The 21,827-nt window shown below is 73.2% G+C and carries 21 protein-coding genes and 1 tRNA gene; 2 read left to right on the top strand and 20 right to left on the bottom strand.

Annotated elements, in window-relative coordinates; genetic code table 11:
* Positions 1 to 135: 135 nt before the first annotated feature.
* The 12 genes from murA to mraZ form a co-directional block, all read right to left on the bottom strand.
* Entirely contained in the window at positions 136 to 1,401 is a 1,266-nt protein-coding gene (murA, locus tag QJR14_00325; protein ID MDI3316074.1) for a UDP-N-acetylglucosamine 1-carboxyvinyltransferase, read from the bottom strand.
* On the bottom strand, positions 1,382 to 2,305 hold the full coding sequence (gene murB, locus QJR14_00320; protein MDI3316073.1) for a UDP-N-acetylmuramate dehydrogenase: 924 nt from the start codon (positions 2,303 to 2,305) through the stop codon (positions 1,382 to 1,384). Before murB ends, murA begins: the two co-directional genes overlap by 20 nt.
* Before the next feature lie 16 nt (positions 2,306 to 2,321).
* Positions 2,322 to 3,791 (bottom strand): UDP-N-acetylmuramate--L-alanine ligase, encoded by a 1,470-nt coding sequence (murC, locus tag QJR14_00315; GenBank protein MDI3316072.1) that lies wholly within the window; start codon positions 3,789 to 3,791, stop codon positions 2,322 to 2,324.
* A gap of 93 nt (positions 3,792 to 3,884) precedes the next feature.
* Complete coding sequence (murG, locus tag QJR14_00310; protein ID MDI3316071.1) at positions 3,885 to 5,024, bottom strand: undecaprenyldiphospho-muramoylpentapeptide beta-N-acetylglucosaminyltransferase; 1,140 nt, start codon at positions 5,022 to 5,024, stop codon at positions 3,885 to 3,887.
* A 37-nt stretch (positions 5,025 to 5,061) separates the two neighbouring features.
* A complete protein-coding gene (gene ftsW, locus QJR14_00305) occupies positions 5,062 to 6,141 on the bottom strand; it encodes a putative lipid II flippase FtsW (protein ID MDI3316070.1) in 1,080 nt (359 codons plus the stop codon).
* Between the two features lie 23 nt (positions 6,142 to 6,164).
* A complete protein-coding gene (gene mraY / locus QJR14_00300) occupies positions 6,165 to 7,157 on the bottom strand; it encodes a phospho-N-acetylmuramoyl-pentapeptide-transferase (GenBank protein ID MDI3316069.1) in 993 nt (330 codons plus the stop codon).
* Positions 7,150 to 8,520, bottom strand: coding sequence for a UDP-N-acetylmuramoyl-tripeptide--D-alanyl-D-alanine ligase (murF, locus tag QJR14_00295; protein ID MDI3316068.1), 1,371 nt, complete (start codon positions 8,518 to 8,520; stop codon positions 7,150 to 7,152). The genes mraY and murF overlap by 8 nt, the downstream gene beginning before the upstream one ends.
* The gene (locus QJR14_00290; GenBank protein ID MDI3316067.1) at positions 8,517 to 10,028 is read right to left on the bottom strand and encodes a UDP-N-acetylmuramoyl-L-alanyl-D-glutamate--2,6-diaminopimelate ligase; all 1,512 of its coding nucleotides are present in this window, start codon (positions 10,026 to 10,028) and stop codon (positions 8,517 to 8,519) included. The genes murF and QJR14_00290 overlap by 4 nt, the downstream gene beginning before the upstream one ends.
* Positions 10,029 to 10,061: 33 nt before the next feature.
* Complete coding sequence (locus QJR14_00285) at positions 10,062 to 12,194, bottom strand: penicillin-binding transpeptidase domain-containing protein (protein MDI3316066.1); 2,133 nt, start codon at positions 12,192 to 12,194, stop codon at positions 10,062 to 10,064.
* A gap of 79 nt (positions 12,195 to 12,273) precedes the next feature.
* Positions 12,274 to 12,786: a hypothetical protein gene (locus QJR14_00280; protein ID MDI3316065.1), complete on the bottom strand. Its 513-nt coding sequence runs from the start codon at positions 12,784 to 12,786 to the stop codon at positions 12,274 to 12,276.
* A gap of 2 nt (positions 12,787 to 12,788) precedes the next feature.
* Positions 12,789 to 13,721 (bottom strand): 16S rRNA (cytosine(1402)-N(4))-methyltransferase RsmH, encoded by a 933-nt coding sequence (gene rsmH, locus QJR14_00275; protein MDI3316064.1) that lies wholly within the window; start codon positions 13,719 to 13,721, stop codon positions 12,789 to 12,791.
* 6 nt (positions 13,722 to 13,727) lie between these two features.
* Complete coding sequence (mraZ, locus tag QJR14_00270) at positions 13,728 to 14,198, bottom strand: division/cell wall cluster transcriptional repressor MraZ (GenBank protein MDI3316063.1); 471 nt, start codon at positions 14,196 to 14,198, stop codon at positions 13,728 to 13,730.
* 307 nt (positions 14,199 to 14,505) lie between these two features.
* Here mraZ and QJR14_00265 point away from each other — a divergent pair.
* Both QJR14_00265 and QJR14_00260 read left to right on the top strand, forming a co-directional pair.
* A tRNA-Ala gene (locus QJR14_00265) sits at positions 14,506 to 14,581 on the top strand.
* A gap of 118 nt (positions 14,582 to 14,699) precedes the next feature.
* Positions 14,700 to 15,104 (top strand): methylglyoxal synthase, encoded by a 405-nt coding sequence (locus tag QJR14_00260; GenBank protein ID MDI3316062.1) that lies wholly within the window; start codon positions 14,700 to 14,702, stop codon positions 15,102 to 15,104.
* Here the strand turns inward: QJR14_00260 and QJR14_00255 are convergent.
* The 8 genes from QJR14_00255 to QJR14_00220 form a co-directional block, all read right to left on the bottom strand.
* On the bottom strand, positions 15,043 to 15,624 hold the full coding sequence (locus QJR14_00255; protein ID MDI3316061.1) for a 5-formyltetrahydrofolate cyclo-ligase: 582 nt from the start codon (positions 15,622 to 15,624) through the stop codon (positions 15,043 to 15,045). The genes QJR14_00260 and QJR14_00255 overlap by 62 nt on opposite strands.
* A 16-nt stretch (positions 15,625 to 15,640) precedes the next feature.
* Positions 15,641 to 16,066 carry a biotin/lipoyl-binding protein gene (locus QJR14_00250; protein MDI3316060.1) on the bottom strand — a complete coding sequence of 142 codons (426 nt, stop codon included), beginning with the start codon at positions 16,064 to 16,066 and terminating at the stop codon, positions 15,641 to 15,643.
* Entirely contained in the window at positions 16,063 to 16,308 is a 246-nt protein-coding gene (locus QJR14_00245; protein MDI3316059.1) for a hypothetical protein, read from the bottom strand. Before QJR14_00245 ends, QJR14_00250 begins: the two co-directional genes overlap by 4 nt.
* A gap of 23 nt (positions 16,309 to 16,331) precedes the next feature.
* Complete coding sequence (locus tag QJR14_00240; protein MDI3316058.1) at positions 16,332 to 17,879, bottom strand: acyl-CoA carboxylase subunit beta; 1,548 nt, start codon at positions 17,877 to 17,879, stop codon at positions 16,332 to 16,334.
* On the bottom strand, positions 17,876 to 18,295 hold the full coding sequence (gene mce / locus QJR14_00235) for a methylmalonyl-CoA epimerase (protein ID MDI3316057.1): 420 nt from the start codon (positions 18,293 to 18,295) through the stop codon (positions 17,876 to 17,878). Before mce ends, QJR14_00240 begins: the two co-directional genes overlap by 4 nt.
* On the bottom strand, positions 18,292 to 18,729 hold the full coding sequence (locus QJR14_00230) for a cobalamin B12-binding domain-containing protein (protein MDI3316056.1): 438 nt from the start codon (positions 18,727 to 18,729) through the stop codon (positions 18,292 to 18,294). The genes mce and QJR14_00230 overlap by 4 nt, the downstream gene beginning before the upstream one ends.
* Positions 18,730 to 18,771: 42 nt before the next feature.
* Positions 18,772 to 20,442, bottom strand: coding sequence for a methylmalonyl-CoA mutase family protein (locus tag QJR14_00225; protein ID MDI3316055.1), 1,671 nt, complete (start codon positions 20,440 to 20,442; stop codon positions 18,772 to 18,774).
* 127 nt (positions 20,443 to 20,569) lie between these two features.
* Positions 20,570 to 21,823: a Glu/Leu/Phe/Val dehydrogenase gene (locus QJR14_00220; protein MDI3316054.1), complete on the bottom strand. Its 1,254-nt coding sequence runs from the start codon at positions 21,821 to 21,823 to the stop codon at positions 20,570 to 20,572.
* Positions 21,824 to 21,827: the final 4 nt, after the last annotated feature.

Here is a 21,827-nt window from a genome sequence, read left to right as displayed (position 1 = left end):
ACGGACCACGGGTGGCGATGGAGCCGTGCAGCGGGCAACGCTCCTCCCTCCTGAAGCCATCGGGCGACCGGCTTGATTCTACTACCATCGCGCTTCCTCCGCCGCCCGCACCCCAGGTGGCCGCCCCGTCGCCTCCTAGTCCACCCGCTCCACCACCGCCCCCAGCCGGCGCAGCCTCTCGTCCATCCGCTCGTAGCCGCGCTCCACGTGCTCGATGCCGGTCACCCACGTCGTCCCCTGCGCCGCCAGCCCGGCCAGGACCAGCGAGGCGCCGCCGCGCAGGTCGTCCATCGCCTCCACCTCGGCGCCGGAGAGCTCGGGCACTCCCCGCACCACCGCCACGCGCCCGTCGACGGTGATGTCGGCGCCCATCCGTCTCAGCTCCTCCGCCACCTTGAAGCGGTTCTCGAAGATGGACTCGGTGATGACGCTGGTTCCGTCGGCCACCGTCGCCATGACGAGGAAAGGGCTCTGCAGGTCCGTGGGAAAGCCCGGGTAGGGCGCGGTCCGGAGATCGAGCGCCTGCGGCCGGCGCGGGCCGCGGCAGCGGATCCAGCCCGGGCCGCTCTCCACCCGGGCGCCCGCCTCGTTCAGCTTGGCCAGGGCGGCCGCCAAGTGGTCGGCACGGGCGCCGGTCAGGAGCACGTCCCCGCGGGTGATGGCGGCACCCACCAGGAAGGTGCCCGCCTCGATCCGGTCGGGGATCACCTGGTGCGTCGCGCCGTGCAGCTCGCGCACGCCCCGGACGGTGATCACGTCGCTGCCGGCGCCCTCGATCTCCGCCCCCATGGCGGTCAGGAAGCCGGCCAGATCCTGGATCTCCGGCTCCTTGGCCACGTTGTAGAGGCGCGTCTCCCCCTCGGCCAGCGTGGCCGCCATCAGCGCGTTCTCCGTCGCTCCCACGCTCGGCTGGTCGAAGTGGATCTCGGCCCCGTGCAGGCGCTCGGCCGTGACCTCCACGTAGCCGCCCTGCTCCACCACCTGGGCGCCCATCGCCCTGAGCGCCTGCAGGTGGTAGTTGATGGGGCGCGGTCCGATGGCGCAGCCCCCCGGGTAGGAGAAGCGGACGCGGCCGCACCGGGCCAGCAGGGGCCCCGCCAGGAAGATCGAGGAGCGCATCTTCCGCGTCAGGCCTTCCGGCAGCTCCCAGTCCGACACCTCCGCCAGCTCCACGGCCAGCGAGCGGACCCCGTCCACCTCTCCGACCTCGATCCGCGCGCCCAGCGCCTTCAGGATCTCCACCATGACATGGATGTCCCGCAGCTCCGGGACGTCGACGACCAGGCTTCGCTCCGGCGCCAGCACCGTGGCCGCCAGGACCGGCAGGGCGGCGTTCTTGGCCCCACGGATGGGCAGCTCGCCCACCAGCGGGTGCCCCCCTTCAATGCGGAAGCGTGCCAACGGCTTCACCTCCACCCTCGTCCAGCCATCGCTCCAGCGTTCCCGCCGGCACGCCGAAGAGCCGGATCTCCGGGACGAGGGTGAGGCCGAATCGCTGGCGCACCAGCCTCCGCGCGATCCGCATCAGCTCTATGACGTCGGCGGCCGTCGCCCCGCCGGTGTTGACGATGAAGTTGGCGTGCAGGGTCGAGATCTCCGCCCCGCCCACCGCCAGCCCCTTCGCCCCCACCGCCTCGATCAGGCGGCCTGCGTAATCCCCGGGGGGATTGCGAAAGATACTGCCTGCGTTGGGGTAGGCGAGCGGCTGCGTCTGCCGGCGCCTGCGGGCGGCCGCCCGCAGGATCTCGGCGTTCACCCGCGGCGCCTCGTCCAGCTCGAGCCGGACCTCGGCCACCAGCCAGCCCGGCTCGCTCTGCAGGCGCGACGTCCTGTAGCCGAAGCCCATCTCCTCCCGCGCAAGCCGCCGCTCCTCTCCCGAAGGGCCGATCAGCCGCGCCCAGACCAGCCTGTCGCCGATGCTCCCCGCGGGCGTGCCCGCGTTCATGTAGACGGCACCGCCCACCGTGCCCGGGATCCCGGCCAGCGGCTCCAGTCCCCCCAGGCCCTGCTCCAGCGAGAGCTGGACCAGGCGACCGAGGGCGAAGCCCGAGCCCACGGTCACCTCGCGCCCCTGGAAGCGACAGCGGTCGAAGAGCCGGCGCGTGGTCAGCACCACCCCGCGCACGCCCTCGTCCGGCACCAGGACGTTCGACCCCTGCCCCAGGAAGTGGACATCGACACCGCTCTCCGCGCATAGAGAAAGAAGGGCTCGCAACCCTGTCTCCGTCTCCGGTTCCACAAAGAAATCGGCGGGACCGCCGATCCGCAGCGTCGTATGACGCGCCAGCGGCTCTCCGGCCGCCACTCGGATCCCGCCTATCCTACGGATCGCTTCTGCGAAGGGTGCCGCCGCCGGTTCCAACCGCCCTCTCCCCGTTCAGCTGCCGCAGGACTTCCGGTCCGACAGTATACACGTCGCCTGCCCCCAGGGTGAGGATGAGATCACCCGCCGAACTCCGGCCGGCCGCCGCGGCCGCGGCCTCCTCGCCGGAGGCGGCCAGCTCGGCCCGGCCCCCCGCCCGCCGCACGGCCTCCACGATGCGGGCCGGATCGGCCCCGGGCAGGGGCTCCTCGCCTGCGGCGTAGACGGGCATCACCCAGACCTGGTCGGCCAGGGCAAGCGCCGGCCCGAAGGCTTCCGCCAGGCGGCGGGTGCGGGTGTAGCGGTGGGGTTGGAAGATGACCAGGAGGCGACCGCCGCCCGCCAGCTTCCTGGCGGCGCGGAGGGTCGCCTCGACTTCGGCGGGGTGATGGCCGAAGTCGTCCAGGAGGTGGCGCCCGGCCGCCTCGCCGACGTGCTCGAGGCGGCGTGCCACCCCGCGGTAGGCCTGCAGCAGCCGGCGGCTCTCCTCGACGTCGAGGCCGAGGAGGGCGAGCGTTCCGATCACCGCCAGCGCGTTCCGGACGTTGTGCAGGCCGTGCAGGCGGATCTGCCAGAGACCCAGGTCCCGGCCGCGCCAGCGGACGCGGAAGTTCTCGCCCTCCAGGCTGGAGCGGACCTCCCCGGCGCGCAGTTCGCCCGTTCCCAGTCCGTACGTGACGATCCGCGTCCGGGAGCGGATCCCGCCCAGGAGCGGATCCTCGGCGGCCAGGAGGGCGTACCCGCCGGGCCTCACGCCGTCCACGAAGCGGCGGAAGCCCTCCACCATCCGTTCCATGCTCCCGTAGCGCTCCAGGTGGTCGTCGTCCACGTTGGTGACCACGGCCAGCCAGGGGTGGAGCAGTTCGAAGCTGGCGTCGCTCTCGTCGCTCTCGGCGACGAAGAGGTCCCCGCCGCCGACCAGCACCGGCGTCCCCAGCCCGCTCAGGCGCGCGCCCAGATAGACGGTGGGTTCCAGCCCCGCCTCGCGGAGGCACCAGCCGATCCATCCGGCGGTCGTCGACTTGCCGTGGCTGCCGGCGACGGCGATCCCCCGCCGCCGGTTGAAGAGCGCCGCCAGTCGCTCGCCGCGGTACTCCACGGTGAGACCGCGACGCAGCGCCTCGACCACCTCCGGGTTCCGGGGGTGGATCGCCCTCGAGACCACGAGTCGGCGGCAGTCGGACAGGTGTTCCGGCCGATGCCCGCAAGCCATCTCGATCCCGTGCCGGGCCAGTTCCTCCAGGGCCTCCGACTCGTGGGCGTCACAGCCCGTGACGCTCTCGCCCGCAGACTCCAGAAGGAGGGCCAGCCCGACCATGCCGCTTCCCCCGGCACCCATCAGATGCCACTGCCCGTCTGCTGCCCGGTTGCCGTCCATCTGCGTCCCTTCTCCGTCGATGCGCCGTAGGGCGATCGGGCTCGTCCGCACCGCCGCTCTCCTTCCGAAGTATGCGCCAGCACCCCTGCCGGTCCCGCCGACCGGGAGACGACCGGGAGCCGGCCGGGGCCGGGCCGGCCAGGCCTAGCGAAGGAGGCGCAGGAGCCGTTCCGCCACCGCCCGCGCCGCCTCCGGGCGACCGAGGCTCCGGCTGGCGGCCGCCATCCGCGCCAGCTCCTCGCGGTCCCCGAGCAGGCGCTCCAGAAGCGAGCGGAGGCGCTCGGGGGTGAGCTCGGCTTCCTCCAGGACCACCGCCGCGCCCTGGCGCGCCAGCGCGGCGGCATTGGCATGCTGGTGGTCGTAGGCGACATGCGGCGAGGGGACCAGCACCGCGGGCAGGCCGCGGGCGGTCAGCTCGGCCAGGCTGATGGCCCCCGCGCGCGCCACCGCGAGGTCGGCGGCCGCCAGCGCCTGCGGCATCTCGTCGATGTAGGCGAGGACCCGGTGGTGCGGCCCTTCCTCGGGCACGCCGGCGCGGCCGAGCCGCGCCAGGAAGTCCCGGTGGTGGGCGCGTCCCGTGGCGAGCAGCAGGAAGGCCGGCGGCCTCCCCGGCGGGCGGCGCGCCCATTCCGCGGTCAGGTCGGCCAGCACCCGGTTGACCGCGGCGGAGCCCCGGCTGCCCATGGTACAGAGGACCAGCGCGTCGCCGGCGGGCAGCCCCAGGCGGCGGCGGGCCTCCTCCCGCCGGGCCTCCACCACCTCCGCGCGGATCGGGTTGCCCGTCACCAGACTCCGTCCCCGCAGGCGGCGGGCCGCCTCCGGATAGGCCAGGTAGACCTCGCGCACCCAGGGCGCCAGCATCTGGTTGACCCTGCCGGGGACGGCATTCTGCTCCTGGATGACCGCCGGCACGCGCAGCAGGACGGCCGCGACCAGGAGCGGCGCGGCGGCATACCCGCCCGTGCCCACCACCAGGTCCGGCTTCTCCCGGCGGAGGAGCGCCGCCGCCTGGAAGAGTCCGATCCCCATCCGCGCCCCGTTCCTCAGGAGCTCCAGCGGCCGTTTCCCCACCAGCCCGCCCGCCTCCACCGCGAGGAAGCGGTACCCGGCCTGCTTGGCCAGGCGCTCCTCCATCCCGCCGGCCACGCCGACGTAGACGATCTCCACGGGGGCCGCCAGCTCCTGCGGGACCGCCCGCTCCAGCTCCCGGGCGATGGCCAGCGCCGGGTAGATGTGGCCCCCCGTTCCGCCGCCGCTGATCAGCACCTTGCGCGGGCGCCGCACCCCGCCTCTCCAGGCCGGGCGCGCCGGCGCGCCCGGCTCAGAGCCTGGCGTAGCGCGAGACATTGAGCAGAACCCCCACCGAGGTGAGGCTGAAGACGAGGCTCGAGCCGCCGAAGCTGACGAAGGGCAGCGGGATGCCCGTGATGGGCAGGACCGAGCTGACCACGCCGATGTTGACCACCGCCTGCACCAGGATCGCCGCCGTCACCCCCGCGGCCAGCAGCGCGCCCAGGCTGTCCGGCGCCCGCAGGGCGACCCGGAAGCCCCGCCAGCCCAGGACCGCGAAGAGCACGATGACGGCCAGCGCGCCCACGAAGCCCAGCTCGTTGGCCAGGATGGTGAAGATGAAGTCGGTGTGCCGCTCGGGCACGTAGAAGTATTTCTGCAGGCTGTTGCCCAGGCCTGCGCCGAAGAGCGAACCCTCGCCCAGCGCGTAGAGTCCCTGGGTGATGTGGTAACCCGCTCCCAGCGGATCGGCCTGGGGGTTGAGAAAGGCGAAGAAGCGCTGCCGCCTGTAACCCTCGGCGAAGATCAGGTAGGCCAGAGCCGGCACCGCGGCCAGCCCGGCGCCCACCAGGTGCGAGACGCGCATGCCTGCGACGAAGAGAAGGATGAGGGCCGTGCCGGCGATGGTGACCGTGGTCCCCAGGTCGGGCTCCAGCATGATCAGGGCTCCCAGGACGGCGACGCCCAAAGTCACCGGCAGGAGGCCCCTGGGGATGTCCTTGGCACCCTCGGGGGTACGCGAGAGAAGGTGGGCGAAGAAGAGCACCGCCGTCAGCTTCGACATCTCCGAGGGCTGGAAGCTGAGGCCGCCGAAGCCGAGCCAGCGCCGGGCCCCGTGCGACTCGACCCCCACCCCGGGCAGCAACACCAGGACCAGCGCCACCACGGTGACCGCCATCAGCGGCGCCGCCCACCGCCGCCAGTTCGCGTAGTCGACCCGCGAGGCGACCCACATGCCCAGCCCGCCCATCAGCGCCCAGGCGAGCTGGCGCTTGAAAAAGTAGTACGGGTCGCCGTAGACCACCAGGCCCTCGGGGCCGCTGGCGCTGAGCACCATGACCAGACCGACGGCCAGCAGCAGCAGGACCGGCGCCAGGATTCCGAAGTCCACCGGCGGGCGGCGCTCCCTCACCGCTACCAGCCCCCCGAGATCCAGAGAGAGAGGAGTCCCGTCGCACTCGCCAGCAGGGAGAGCAGGGTGAAGCGGCCCACCACCCCTTCCTCGCTCATGCCGCCCAGCTCGAAATGGTGGTGGAGCGGGCTCATGCGCAGGACTCGCCGACCCGTCAGCTGGAAACTGGCCACCTGGACGATCACCGAAAGCGCCTCCAGCACATAGACCAGACCGATCAGGACCAGATACAGCTCGGTCTTGGTCAGGATGGCCACCGCCGCCAGCAGTCCGCCCACCGCCAGGGAGCCGGTGTCGCCCATGAAGATCTGCGCCGGGTGACGGTTGAAGACGAGGAAGCCCAGGAGCGCCCCGAAGAGCGCGCTCATGCCGACGGCCAGGCCGGCCTGGCCGGCGGCGATGGCGATCCATGCATATGCCAGCGCCACCGGCAGCGTGGTCGCGCCGAGGAGACCGTCCAGGCCGTCGGTCAGGTTGACGGCGTTGCTCGCCGCCAGCACCACCAGCCAGACCAGGACCGGGTAGGCCCAGCCGAGATCGATGCGCTGGCTGGTGAAGGGGATCTGGACCCAGCTGCCCAGCTCCCCGTGGCCGACGGCCCAGACCAGGAGAAGCGCCAGGATCGTCTGGCCCAGGAGCTTGTACCGCGCGGCCAGACCGAGCGAGCGGTGGCGGACCACCTTCAGGTGGTCATCCAGCCAGCCCAGGGCTCCGTGGCCCAGGAAGAGCGCCAGCGCCACCGCCGTGGGGGCGCTGGGCGGTGCCCAGAGAAGGGTGGCCGCCGCGGTGACCGGGACAAAGGCGAGGCCGCCCATGGTGGGCGTCCCCGCCTTCACCCGGTGCGTGGCCGGCCCCTCCGGGCGGACCGCCTGGCCGACGTGCCAGCGGCGCAGAAGAGGGAGCAGGAGTGGCGTCACGAGAAGCGTTCCGAGCAGGCCGAAGGCGGCGGCCGCCGCCAGGGGGAGCCACCAGCCGCGCTGCCATGTCTCAAGCATGGCTCAGCGCCTCGACGACCCGCTCCAGTCCCAGCGCGCGCGACCCCTTGACGAGGACGACGTCGCCCGGCCGGAGCCGGTTCAGGGCCGCCTCCGCAGCCGCCCCGGCGTCCTCCGCCTCGACGACCTCGGGGACGCCGGCCTGGCGCGCCGCCTCGGCCAGCGCCAGGAGAGCCGGCCCGGCCCCCACGGCGATGAGCAGCGAGACGCCACTGGCCGCCGCCTTCGCACCCGCCTCGCGGTGGTACCGCTCCGACTCCGGCCCCAGCTCCAGCATCTCGCCGAGAACGGCCACCCGCCGCCCCGGCGCGCCGGCGAGGACGGCCAGCGCCGCCTCCAGCGAGGCGGGGCTGGCATTGTAGCAGTCGTCGAGGATCCGCCAGGGACCCGCATCCACCCAGCGATCCCGATGGGCCGTCAACTCCGCGCGCGCCAGCCCCTCCGCGATCGCCTCCGGCTCCACGCCCATGAGGAAGCCGACCGCCGCCGCCGCCGTGGCGTCGTAGACCATGTGCTCGCCCGGGAACGGGAGCGCCGCCTCGACGCTCCGGCCGTCCGGCAGGCGGAGGCGGAAGCGGCTCCCCTCCGGTCTTGCCTCCACCGCCTCGTACCGCACCTGCGCCCGCTCGCCGCCCCCGTACCAGAGGACCGGAGCCCGGCTCCTCCCCGCCATGCCGGCCTGCCACGGATCGTCGGCGGAGAGGACCGCCCGGCCGGAGGCCGGAAGCTCCTCCACCAGCTCCCCCTTGGCCCGGGCGATGGCCTCCAGCGAGCCCAGGAACTCCAGGTGGACCGGTGCGATGCGGGTGACCACGCCGGTCTCCGGCTCCGCGAGGCGGGCCAGGGTGCGGATCTCGCCCGGAGCCCGCATGGCCAGCTCCAGGACCGCCACCTCATGCTCCGGAGCGAGCCGGAGGAGCGTCAGGGGCACCCCCACCTCGGTGTTGAAATTCCGCTCGGCGCGCAGGACACGGAAGCGGCTGGCCAGCACCGCCGCCACCAGGTCGCGGGTGCTGGTCTTGCCCACGCTCCCCGTCACCGCCACCACGCGGCCGCCCCATCGGCGCCGGTGCTCCCGCGCCAGCCGCTCCAGCGCCCACCGGGTGTCGGCGACGCGGAGGACCGCGCGCCCGGCCGGCACCACGGCCGGTTCCCGCTGCACCAGCGCCACCGTCGCCCCCGCCTCCCAGGCGGCGGCGAGGAAGTGGTGCCCATCGACCCGGCTGCCGGGCAGGGCGACGAAGAGATCCCCCGGCGCCACCTCGCGGCTGTCGCTCGCCACCCCGGTGGCGACGGCACGCCCGTCGCCCAGGAGGCGCGAGCCGGGGAGGATCCGGGCCAACTCGCCGGCCTCGTACCTCACGGGCGCTCTCCCCGGGGTCCCGCCACCGCGAAGCCCAGGTCGTCCAGGGCCGCCCGGGCCTCCTCGCGGTCGTCGAAGTGGACGGTCCGCTCGCGGAAGATCTGGTAGGTCTCGTGCCCCTTGCCGGCGATCAGGACCAGGTCGCCGGGGGCGGCGGAGGCGATGGCCTCGCGGATCGCCTCCCGCCGGTCGACGCAGCGGGTGTAGCTGGCGCCCGTCCCGGCCAGCCCCTGCTCGATGTCGTCCAGGATGGCCTCCGGCTCCTCGCCGCGCGGGTTGTCGGAGGTGAGAACGATGCGGTCGGCCCAGCGGGCGGCCACGGCACCCATCAGCGGCCGCTTGCCGCGGTCCCGGTCGCCACCCGCCCCGAAGACGACGATCACCCGGCCCCGGGTCAGCTCGCGGGCCGTCTTGAGCACGTTCTCCAGGCCGTCGGGCGTATGGGCGTAATCCACCACCACGGTGAAGGGCTGCTCGCCCTCGATGCGTTCGAACCGGCCGGGGACGACCGGGGCCTGGGCCAGCGCTTCCAGCCCTGCGTCCAGCGGCACCCCCAGCGCCAGCGTCGCGCCGAGCGCGGCCAGGGCGTTGTAGACGTTGAAGCGGCCCGGCAGCGGCAGGAGCAACTCGCCCCCTCCGTACGCTCCCTCGACCGCCACCCGCGTGGAGCCGCTCTCCATGCGCCGGACCTCGCCCCGCAAGTCGGCGCCCTCGCCCAGCCCGTAGGTGAGCACGGGAACCGCCGTCACCTCCCGCATCCGCCGGCTGGCCGGATCGTCGGCGTTGAGGACGGCCGCCTTGGGGCCCTGCTTGGGCGGGCCCCAGGTGCTCCGACCGAGCGAGCGGAAGAGGAGCGCCTTGGCCTCCAGGTAGTGCTCCAGGTCGCCGTGAAAGTCCAGGTGGTCCTGCGTGAGGTTGGTGAAGACGCCCACGTCGAATTCCACCGCGTCCACGCGGTGCAAGCTGAGGGCATGGGAGGAGACCTCCATGGCCACCGCCCGGTCGCCGGCGTCGCACATGGCCCGCATCATCCGCTGGAGGTCGGGGCCTTCGGGCGTCGTGTGCTCCACCGGCACGCGCCGCCCCCCCACCACGTTGGTCACGGTGCCGATCAGGCCGGTGGGATGGCGGCGCGACAGGATGGCGTGAATCAGGAAGGTGGTGGTGGTCTTCCCGTTGGTCCCCGTCACCCCCACCACCCGGAGCTGCTTGGAAGGGTGACCGAAGAACTGCGCGGCCACCCGGGGCAGGGCGCGCCGGGTGTCCGCCACCAGCGCCACCGGGCGCCCCCCGGTCTCCACCGGCTGTTCGGCCAGGACCGCCGCCGCCCCTCGCGCCACCGCCTCCTTCACGTACAGGTGGCCGTTGGTGCGGAAGCCGGGCACGGCCACGAAGAGGTCGCCGGGCTCGACGCGGCGAGAGTCGTAGGCCACCCCCGTCACCTCGGTGGCCGGGTCCCCCCGGATCTCACGCACCTCGCACAGGGCAAGCACTTCCGAAAGTCGCAAGACGTTCCCTCCAGATCTTGGGATGCGCCCGGATCACGGAGGTCCGGTCACACCTTCCTGGGGCGCTGCCGTCAACCGCAGCCGGACGACGGTCCCCGGGTCCACCAGGCTCCCCGCCGCGGGTGTCTGGCCGGTGACCACCCCGTCGCCCTCGGCCTCCATCCGGAGGCCCACCGAGGCCAGAAGGTCGGCGGCGTCGCCCAGCAGCCGCCCTTGGAGGTCGGGGACGGTCACCTTGCCCTGGGCGGCCGGGCTTCCCGGGGCCGGGTCGGTGTACGCGTAGACGATGCTGCCGCGCACCACCACCGCGCCCTTGGCCGGCAGCTGGCGAAGCACCAGGGGCCCGCCGCCCAGGAAGCGGAGCTGGACCCCGCTCTCCTGTGCCAGCCCCTCGGCCGTCTTGCGGTCCAGGTTGACGAGGTTGGGTACCAGCGTGTCCTGCTCCTGTCCGCCGGGGGCGGTGCCGTTCCCCACCTTGGCATCCGGGGGAATGTGCAGGACGTTGAGCACCTGCACGGCGATATCGTGGAAGACCGGTGCCGCCACCTGGCCGCCGTACGGGACCCCCTGCGGCTCATCCACCATTACGTAGATCAAAAGCCGGGGGCGATCAATGGGGACGAGTCCGATGAACGATGCGATATTCTTTCCAGGCACCACCCGGCCGCCGATCACCTTCTGCGAGGTGCCCGTCTTGCCGCCGACCCGGTAGCCGGGGATCTGCCCCTCCACGCCGGTCCCGTTCTGCACCACCCGCTCCATGAGGGAGCGGACCGTGGCCGCGGTCTGGGCTGAGATCACCCTGCCCTGGGGCTTCCACTCGAAGGTTCGGACCACCCGCCCGTCGGGCGAGAGCAGCGCCTTGGCCACGTGTGGCGTCACCAGGTAGCCGCCGTTGGCGATGGCGGCGATCGCCCGGGCCATGGCGATGGGCGTCACCGTCAGGGTCTGGCCGAAGGCCATCAGCGCCAGGTCGAGGTCGGTGGCTCGCGACTCCGGCGGCATGATGCTCAGCGCCTCGCCGGGGAGGTCGACGCCGGTGGTTCCCATGAAGCCGAACTTCCTCAGGTACTCGTAGAAGGTGCTCTTGCCGATCATCAGCCCCGTCTTGGCGAAGACGACGTTGGCCGAGTCCTGGAAGCCCTCGCCGAAATTGGTCGCCCCCCGGCCGGCGCCGTTCCAGTTGGAGATGGTCTGGCCCAGGATGCGGGCGCTGCCGGGGTCGTAGAAGGGCGTCTCGGGGGTCACCTTGCCGGTCTCGATGGCGATGGCGGCCGTGACCGGCTTGAAGACCGACCCCGGCGGGTAGGTGTTGTCGATGAGGAGGTCGCGCGAGAGCCTCTGCAGCTCCTGGCCGGAGAGCTGCTGCCAGCGGTTCGGGTCGAGGCTGGGGCGCTGGGCCATGCCCAGGATGGCGCCGGTGTTGGGGTCCATGACCAGGGCCCACGCTCCCAGCGGATGGACGCGCTGGAAGACGCGCTCGATCTCCTGCTCCACGATGGTCTGGACGGTCCGGTCGATGGTGAGCTCCAGGGTCATGCCGTCCTCCGGCTTCTTGTAGACGGCGCCCGCCTGGGGAAGCGGCTGCGAGCGGGCGTCGAACTGGAGGCGGATCGCTCCCGGCTTGCCCTGCAGCTCCTTGTTGTAGACCGCCTCCACGCCGTCCAGCCCCTGGTTGTCGATGCCGGTGAAACCCAGGACGTTGGCGGCCAGGATGCCGTCGGGGTAGAAGCGGGAGCTCTCCTGGGTCAGGTAGATCCCGGGCAGGTGGAGGTCGCGGACGGCCTGGGCGGTCTTCGGGTCCACCTTCCTCTTCACGTACTGGTACGAGCTGCGGGTGGAGAGGATCTGGCGGATGACCGGCTCGGGCACGTCCAGCACGGGTGCCAGCTTGGCCGCCTCCCCCGCCGGGTCGGTGATCTCGGCCGGGTTGGCCACCACCGTCTGGGCGGTGACGTCCACCGCCAGGGGACGGCCGCGGGTGTCGACGATCTCGCCGCGTTTGGGGGCGACGGGAAGGTCGTGGGTGCGCGTCTCCTGCGCCTGTCTGGCCAGCTCCGAGCCGCGCCAGAGCTGCAGGTAGGCGACACGGACGGCCAGGAGGAGCAGCGCCGCGAGCGTCCCGATCAGCACCACGGCCAGGCGGCGCCTACCCTCGGCCCTCATCGTCCTCCACCTCACCCGCTTCCTCTCTCACCGTCTCGCACCGTGCGACGCGGAGCTGGCGACCGGTCCGCGCAGACCGTCACCGGCCGAGCGCCCAGAGCGCCTGGGCGAAGCGGACGGCGTGGCCCCACCAGGACTGGACCGCCGCCCGTTCGGGGGAAGGCTGCGGCGGGGGTGGCAACCGCACCACCGCCTGCCTGCCGGCCGGCGCCGGCGGCGCCCCGGCGGGCCGGCCGGGCCGGAGCGGGATGGGGGAAGCCTGCGGCGTCACCAGTCCCAGCTTGGTACGCGCCTCGCTCAGCACGCGCTGCGGCGAGTCGAGGCTGGCGGCCTGCGCCGCCAGGAGCGCCTCCTGCTGGCGGAGCGCGGCCAGGCGGCTGGCCTCCTGATCGAGCCGGTAGGCGGCGCTGCTCACCTGTACGTGGAGGACGACCACGCCCACCGCCAGCAGCCAGAGGAGCGCCAGCCCCCCGAGGAAGCGCAGCTCGGAGCGGCGACCCTCCCGGGCGGCGGGACGGCGGCGCGGCGAGCGCGCGGCCCGCCCCGCCCCCTCCTGCGGCCGGCCCCGCGCAACCGCTCGGCTACCCTGCATCGCTATTCGCCCGCCTCCGCATTAGAACCGCCCCCCACCGGGCCCGAACGTTCCAGCACACGGAGCTTGGCGCTGCGCGCGCGAGGGTTGGCCTCGACCTCCCGGGTGCCCGGCGAGACCGGGGTGGGCGTGAGCAACCGCCACCCTCCGGACCGCGACGCTTCCTGGAAGCGTCGCTTGACGATGCGGTCCTCCAGCGAGTGGAAGCTGATCACCGCCAGGCGCCCGCCGGGGTTGAGCGCTTCCATGGCCGCCCGGAGGCCGCGCTCCAGCGCGTTCAGTTCGTCGTTGACGGCGATGCGCAGCGCCTGGAAGGTCCGGCGCGCCGGGTGGCCCCCCTGGCGCCGGGCAGCGGCGGGGACGGCCGCCTTGACGATCTCCACCAGCTGGCCCGTGGTCTCGATCCGGCCCCGGTCCCGGGCGCGGACGATGAAGTCGGCGATCCGGCCGGCCCACCGCTCCTCGCCGTACTCCCTCAGAAGCCGCTCCAGCTCCCCGCGCGTCAGGCCGTTGACCAGGTGGTAGGCGGTGGTCGGCTGGCTCGGATCCATGCGCATGTCCAGCGGCGCGTCGTGCTGGTAGGAGAAGCCCCGCTCGGGCTCGTCCACCTGCATGGAGGAGAGGCCCAGGTCGAAGAGGACGGCATCGACGGGGCCGGTGCCCAGCGATTCGAGGATCTCGTCCAGGTCGGCGAAGTCGGCGTGGACCAGCGTCACCCTCGATCCCCAGGGCGCCAGGCGCTCCTTGGCCAAGGGCAGCGCCCGGGTGTCCCGGTCCAGTCCGATCAGCGACCCCACGCGGCCGCTGGCCAGCAGCGCCTCCGCGTGGCCGCCCGCGCCGACGGTGGCGTCCACCGCCTGGCCCACGTCCCGGTCGGCCAGGAAGTCGACCACCTCGTCCCGCAGGACCGGGACGTGCAGAAGCTGACCCTGCACAGCCTCTCACCCCCTGGTACCTGCCCCCCGCTCCTCGCGCCCCGCTCCCCACCCGGGCGCGAAGAGCCGTTCGGCCACCGCCTCGTAGGAGGCGGAGGTCCGCCGGGCATACTCCTCCCAGACCTCGGCAGCCCAGATCTCCAGCCGGTCCGAGACGCCCAGGATGGCGATCTCCCGATCGATGCCGCCGTACTCGCGCAACATGGGCGGGATCAGGAGCCGCCCCTGGCGATCCACCTCGCCCTCCACCGCCCCCGCGAAGAAGAGGCGGGCGAAGGCGCGCACGTCGGCCTGGGTGAAGGGGAGTTGGGCCAGACCCGCGCGGAGCCGTTCCCAGTCCTCCACGGAATAGACGAAGAGGCAGCGGTCGAGGCCGCGGGTGAGGATCACCCGCGCGCCCAACTCGTCGCGGAGCCGGGCCGGGATCGTCACCCTGCCCTTGGCATCGAGGCTGTGGCGGTACTCCCCGATCAGCACGCTCGCTCGCCGCCATCCCGCCGGGTGGGTCTCCCACTTGGCCCCACTTTGACCCACTGCCTGCCCTCTTCGGTCCTGGGATCGGATCTCCTCCCCCACCTTTGAGCCTTCCCCGGCCGCGGGCGGGCACGGCTCGACCGGGCTCGGCGCGGAGGACCGAAAGGCTCCCGCGGCCGACGGCGGTCGGGGCCGCGCACGCTCTCCGCCGCCGGTCGCCGCCAGGGGTGGGCGGCAGGCCGGCGCCTCCTGTCGGGTGCGGTCGCTTGACCCGCCGCTCGCGTCGCGGCTATACTGAGGGGCGCCGCGAGGGCGTGTAGCTCAATTGGGAGAGCGCTAGCATCGCAAGCTAGAGGTAGCGGGTTCGAATCCCGCCACGTCCACCAGATTCGCAGGGGATTTGCGTGGGAGCTGCGGCCGCCGGCAGGCGGCCGCATTTTTCACGCGAAGTTTTCCACGCGAAGAAAGAAGACGGAGCCACGAAAGGGTCGGGAGGCGGAGCGCTTGCGCATCGCGCTGGTGGCCCATGATCGCCGGAAGCCCGAGATGGTCGACTTCGCCCGCCAGCACCGGGAGCTGCTGGCCGCCCACGAGCTGGTGGCCACCGGCACCACCGGCCGGGTGGTCGCCGAGGCGACCGGCCTGGACGTGGAGCGCCTCCTCTCCGGGCCCATGGGCGGCGACCAGCAGGTGGGCAGCGAGATCGCCCAGGGCCGCGTCGACGTCCTCTTCTTCTTCCGCGACCCCCTGACCGCCCATCCGCACGAGCCCGACGTCTCCGCCCTGCTCCGGCTCTGCGACGTCCGCGGCGTGCCGGTGGCCACCAACCGCGCCACCGCCGAGGCGCTCATCTTCGCCCTGGAGCACGGCCGGGTCCGGCGCATCGCTCCGGCCCCGCTTCCTCGCTGAGCAGCTCCTCCACCCTCCGGTCCCAGGGCGCGTGCGGAAGGCTCTCGACGATCTGGGCCGCGTAGGCGACGCCCACGGTACGGGCGTGCATCCCGGGCCGGGCGAGCCAGCGGTCGAAGTAGCCGCCGCCGTAGCCGAGGCGGAAGCCGCGACGGTCGAAGGCGACGCCGGGCAGGAGGACCAGGTCGATCTCGGAGGGGTCGACCGCCGGAGCCTCCTCGGGGGGTTCCGGGATCCCCAGCGGGCCCCGTCGCAGTCTCATCCCCGAGAGGAAGCGGCGCGGCAGGATCCGGTGCGCGGCGGGATCGGTGGCGGGCAGGACCACCGCTCCCCCCTGCCGCCGGCGCCAGCGGAGGGCCGCCCCCAGGTCCGGCTCCCCCCGCCAGGCGACGTAGCCCATCACCAGGTGCGCCTGGAGAAAGGGCGGCCAGGCCAGCAACCGGCGGACCATGGCCCGGTCCCAGGCACGCCGCTGCGCGGGCGGGAGGCTCCGCCGCCAGGCGAGGAGCTGCCTGCGCAGGAGCGCCTTCTCCTCCTCAACCGGCAGCCAGGACGAAGAGGAGGTCGCCGGTGTTCACCGCCTCGCTCGGCCGGACGGCCACCTCGGCGACGGTGCCGCCGACCGGGGCCGTGATCTCGTTCTCCATCTTCATCGCCTCCAGGACGCAGAGAACGTCGCCTTCCTCCACGCGCTGGCCCTCCTCCGCCCGCACCTCCAGGACCACGCCCGGAAGCGGGGCGACCACCCGTTCGCCGGCGGCGGCCGCGGGACGCGCTCCCCCGGAGCCGCCGGCGCGCGGCTCCGCCGCCTCGGGCCGCGGCGGCGGGGCCACCTCCGCGGCCGCCTCCACCGGCGCCCCGGCGACGGCCCGGGCCGCGCCCTCCGCCACGACGGGCCCCAGGCTCTCCACCTCCACCTCGAACTCCTGCCCGTCCACCCGAACCCGATAGCGTCGGATCACGCCTTGCGACCTCCTCGCATCAGCATCAGGCGTTCCGCCCCGCGCATCCCGTCCATCCGACCGGCCCACCGCCAGGGGGAGAAGCCGTCGACGCCGGGCGCCGAGCCGGCCGCCGGCCGGACCCGGATCCGGGCACCGGCCCTCCCGCCCTCCTCCTCCGACGCCGCCAGCGCGGCCGCGATGGCCGCCACCTGCGCGGGCGCCAGCCTCCGCCCGCCCGCCCGGTCCTCCGTGCCGGCCAAGGTCCGTTCCCCTCCTCCCCGCGTCACAGCGGGAGATTGCCGTGCTTCCTGGGGGGGCGCTCCTCCCGCTTGGCGGCCAGCCCCTCCAGGGCCGCGATCAGCCGCGCCCGCGTCTCCCCGGGCAGGAGCACGTCGTCGATGAAGCCGCGCTCCGCCGCGACGAAGGGGTTGGCCAACCGCTCGCGGTACTCCGCCACCCGGCGCGCGCGCTCGGCGGCGGGATCCTCGGCCGCCTCGATCTCCCGCCGGTAGATGATGTTGGCGGCGCCCTCCGGCCCCATCACCGCGATCTCGGCGGTCGGCCAGGCCCAGGCGAGGTCGGCGCCCAGCCCGCGGCAGCACATGGCGATGTAGGCGCCGCCGTACGCCTTGCGCAGGATGAGGCTCACCTTGGGTACCGTCGCCTCGGCGTAGGCGTAAAGCACCTTGGCCCCGTGGCGGATGATGCCGCCGTGCTCCTGCGCCCGCCCGGGCAGGTAGCCCGGCGTGTCCACCAGCGTCACCAGGGGGATGTTGAAGGCGTCGCAGAGGCGGACGAAGCGGGCGATCTTGTCGGAGGCGTCGATGTCCAGCGTGCCCGCCAGCGTCCGCGGCTGGTTGGCCACCACCCCGACGACCCGGCCGGCCATGCGCGCCAGTCCGACCACCGCGTTCTGCGCGAAGCCGGCCTGGATCTCCAGCCAGCTGCCCGCGTCCACCAGCCCCTGGATCACCCGGCGCACGTCATAGGGACGGTTGGGGTCCGCGGGGATGGCGTGCTCCAGCTCCTCGGAGGCCTGCGCGTCCGGCTCGCGGGCTTCGCCCGCCGGCGGATCCTCGACGTTGTTGGAAGGAAGGTATCCCAGGAGCCGCCGCACCAGCTCCAGCGCGCTCCGGTCGTCCGGCGCCACGAGGTGCGCGACGCCGCTCCGCACGAAGTGCGCCCTCGCGCCGCCCAGCTCCTCGTGGGTGATCTCCTCGCCGGTGACGGCCCGGATCACGTCAGGGCCGGTGATGAACATCTGGCTGGTCCCCTCGACCATCACCACCAGGTCGGTCAGCGCCGGGCTGTAGACCGCCCCGCCGGCGCAGGGGCCCAGGATGACCGAGATCTGGGGGATCACCCCGGAGGCCAGCGTGTTCCTGCGGAAGATGCCGGCGTACCCGTCCAGCGCCGCCACGCCCTCCTGGATGCGGGCGCCACCGGAGTCCTGCAGGCCGACGACGGGCGCACCGGCCCGGAGTGCCGTCTCCTGGAGCTTCTGGATCTTCTGGGCGTGGACCTCGCCCAGGGTGCCGCCGATCTGGGTGAAGTCCTGGGCGAAGGCGAAGACCGTCCGTCCCTCCACCCGGCCCCACCCGGTCACCACCCCGTCGCCGGGCGCCTCGCGCCCCTCCAGGCCGGGCACGTCGCCCCGGTGGGCGGCCAGCTGCCCGATCTCCTGGAAACTGCCCGGGTCGAAGAGGATCTCCAGCCGCTCGCGGGCGGTCAGCTTCCCCTGGGCATGCTGCTTGGCGACGCGCTCCGGGCCGCCACCCGCCAGCGCCTGCTGGCGGCGGCGGAGCAGCTCCGACACGTCTCCCGCGCTCAAGCCTCCTCCTCCTTCTGGCAGAGTTCGACCAGGACGCCCCCCAGCCCCGCCGGCTTGAGGAAGGCGACCCACTGGCCCTCGGCGCCGCGCCGCGGCTCCGCGTCGATGGCCTCCAGCCCCGCCTCCACCGCCTCCCGCAGCGCCCGCCGGATGTCCGCCACCCGCAGGGCGACGTGGTGGAGCCCCGCCCCCCTCCGCGAGAGGAAGCGACCCACCGGGCCTGCGGGATCGGTCGGCTCCAGCAGCTCGATCCGCCCTCCCCCGGCGAAGGGGAGAAGCGCCACCCGGACCCGGTCCCCGGCCACCTCCTCCACGTGGACGGCCGCCAGCCCCAGGGCGCCCCAGCGGGGGAGGGCGGCTTCCAGGTCGTCCACCGCCACCCCGATGTGGTCCAACGCCGGCCGCTCCACGCTCATCCCTCCCCCCTGCGGCTCAGCTCGCCCGTCCGGCGCCCCCGCGCCAGCTCCTCCACGGCCGCCACGATCCTCTCCAGCGGCGTGCCCGGCGGAAAGATGCGGGCGATGCCGGCGGCCTCCAGGCGCTCCGCATCCTCCGGCGGGATGATGCCGCCGGCGATCACCGGTACGTCCCCCAGCCCCCGCTCCCGCATCTCCCGCAGCACCTCGGGAAAGAGCGTGCGGTGGGCGCCGGAGAGGCTGGAGAGTCCGACCACGTCCACGTCCTCCTCCAGCGCCGCCTGCGCGATCATGGCCGGCGTCTGGCGAAGCCCGGTGTAGATCACCTCCATGCCGGCGTCGCGGAGCGCCTGGGCGATCACCTTGGCGCCCCGGTCGTGCCCGTCCAGCCCCGGCTTGGCCACCAGAACCCGGATGGGCCGCTCCAACCTCATCCTCTTCGCCTCCCTCCCGGCTCGCGCCTCGCCCCGCGCGGCCTAGCCCGCCTGCCGGGCGGCGCCGTACTCGCCGAAGACGGCGCGCAGCGTGTCGGCGATCTCGCCCAGCGTGACGCCGGCACGGGCCGCCTCGAGGATGGGCGGCAGCAGGTTGGCGTGCGGGTCGCGCGCCGACTGCTCCAGCCTCTCCCGCGCGCGGGCCACCGCGACGGCGTCCCTCCGGGCGCGGTAGGCGCGGAGGCGCTCCACCTGGTCCCGCTCCACCGCGGGGTCGATCTGGAGGAGGCCGGAGGCCGGGTCGCCCGCCCCTTCCTCGTCGCGGAGGACGTTGACACCCACCACCGGCTGCTCGCCCGACTCCACCGCCCGCTGGTAGCGGTAGGCGCTGCGGCGGATCCGCTCCTGCATCCAGCCTTCCTCCACCGCGCGGACCGCGCCCCCCATGCGGTCGATCTCCTCGATCAGCTGCCACGCTTCCTGCTCCAGGCGGTCGGTCAGCGCCTCCACGAAGTAGGAGCCGCCCAGCGGGTCGGCGGTGTCGGCCACGCCGCTCTCCAGCGCCAGGATCTGCTGGGTGCGCAGCGCCAGGCGCGCGCTCTCCTCCGTGGGCAGCGCCAGCGCCTCGTCGCGGGCGTTGGTGTGCAGCGACTGGGTGCCTCCCAGGACGGCCGCCAGCGCCTGGAGCGTGACGCGGACCACGTTGTTCTCCGGCTGCTGGGCGGTCAGGGTGGAGCCCGCCGTCTGGGTGTGGAAGCGGAGCATCCAGGAGCGCGGGTCGCGGGCGCCGAAGCGCTCGCGCATGATCTTCGCCCACATCCGCCGGGCCGCCCGGAACTTGGCGATCTCCTCGAAGAAGTGCATGTGGGCGTTGAAGAAGAAGGAGAGCCTGGGCGCGAAGCGGTCGACCTCCAGGCCCCGATCCACCGCCGCCCGGACGTAGGCGATCCCGTCGGCCAGGGTGAAGGCCAGCTCCTCCACCGCCGTCGCGCCCGCCTCGCGGATGTGGTAGCCGGAGATGCTGATGGTATTCCAGTTCGGCACCCGCTCCGCGCAGAACTCCATCAGGTCGGTGACCAGGCGCATGGAGGGGCCGGGCGGGTAGATGTACGTGCCCCGGGCGGCGTACTCCTTGAGGATGTCGTTCTGGACGGTGCCCGACAGCTTCTCCGGCGGGATCCCGCGCCGTTCCGCGACCACGATGTAGAAGGCCAGGAGCGTGGCGGCGGTGGCGTTGATGGTCATGGAGGTGCTGACCCGGTCGAGCGGGATCCCCTCGAAGAGCCGCTCCATGTCTTCCACCGTGTCGATGGCCACGCCGACCCGCCCCACCTCGCCGAAGGCGAGGGGATGGTCCGAGTCGTACCCGATCTGCGTCGGCAGGTCGAAGGCGACGCTCAAGCCGGTCTGGCCCTGCTCCAGCAGGTAGCGGTAGCGGCGGTTGGACTCCTCGGCGGTGGCATAGCCGGCGTACTGCCGCATGGTCCACGTCCGCCCGCGGTACATGCTGGGGTAGATCCCGCGCGTGAAGGGGTACTCCCCCGGAAAGCCTAGGCGCTCCGCGTAGGGAGCGTCGGGGAGGTCCTCGGGCGTATAGAGCGGCTTCACCTCGAGGCCCGACGGCGTGGCGAACCGCTGGCGCCGCCGGGGCGCAGCCTCCAGCCGCTCCAGCCAAGCCTCGTGCCGCGTGCGGGCTTCCTCGTCCCAGCGCATCCGGCGTCCCTCCCTCGCGCCCGGCGGGCCTCCCGCCTGCCGGCGGCGGCACCGAAGGCGCCGCTGACGACGAGGCGGCGAGGCTCTTTCGGCCCCGCCGCCTTCCGGGCCCCTCAGGCGCTCGCGTTCAGTGTAGCCATCCCCGGGCCTCCATGGCGTCGACGACGCGCCGGACCGCCACCATGTCGGCGGCCTCGCGCATGGAGACGCCGCGCTCCTCATGCATGACGTAGACGGCGTCGAAGGCCCTGGTCATCATCGCTTCCAACCGCTGGTTGACCTCTTCTTCCGTCCAGTAGAAGTTATACCGGTTCTGGACCCACTCGAAGTAGCTGACGGTGACGCCACCCGCATTGGCCAGCACGTCCGGGACCACCAGGACGCCGTTGCGGTACAGGATCTCGTCGGCCTCCGGCGTGGTGGGACCGTTGGCCGCTTCGGCGATGATCCGCGCCCGGATGCGCGGCGCGTTCTCCGCGGTCAGCTGGTTCTCCAGCGCGGCCGGAATGAGGATGTCGACGTCGAGCGTGAGGAGCTCGTCGTTGGTGATCTCCCGCGCGCCGGGGAAGCCGAGGACCGTCCCTGTCTCGGCCTTGTGCCGGACGACCGCTTCGACATCCAGGCCGTCCGCCTTGAAGATACCGCCCTTGGAGTCGCTCACCGCCACGACGCGGGCGCCGCGCTGACCGATCAACCGGGCAGCGACGCTGCCGGCGTTGCCGAAGCCCTGGACGGCCACGGTCGCCCCGGTCAGGTCGAGGCCTACCCGCTCGGCGGCGCGGCTCACCGTCACCACGCAGCCCCGACCCGTCGCCTCGCTGCGACCCAGCGAACCGCCGACGGCCACCGGTTTGCCGGTGATCAGGCCGAAGACGTTGTGGCCCTGGATTTTGCTGTACTCGTCCATCATCCAGGCCATGATCCGGGGGTTGGTGTAGACGTCGGGCGCCGGCACATCCTTCTCCGGTCCGACGATGGGAGCGATGGCCCGGATGTAGCCGCGGCTCAACTCCTCCAGCTCGCGCTCGCTCATCTCCTTGGGGTTGCAGACGACCCCGCCCTTGCCGCCGCCGAGCGGCAGGCCGAGCAGCGAGCACTTGAGGGTCATCCACATGGAGAGCGCCTTCACCTCGTCCGGGGTGACAGCAGGGTGAAAGCGAATCCCCCCCTTGGTGGGTCCCAGGGCGTCGTTGTGCTGCGCTCGGTAGCCCGTAAAGAGGCGGACGGTGCCGTCGTCCATGCGCACGGGGATCCGGACCTCGAGGAAGCGCCTGGGCGCCCTCAACACCTCGAAGGCGGCCGGCGGTACCCCGAGTGCCTCGCAGGCATGCCGGATCTGCCCCTGCACGATCTCGAACGGGTTGGTCGTTTCCTTCGCCAGCAGG

The sequence above is a fragment of the Bacillota bacterium genome, from assembly GCA_029961055.1.
Classification (GTDB): domain Bacteria; phylum Bacillota; class Sulfobacillia; order JAIMAT01; family JAIMAT01; genus JAIMAT01.
This window is presented reverse-complemented; position numbering and strand designations above follow the sequence as displayed.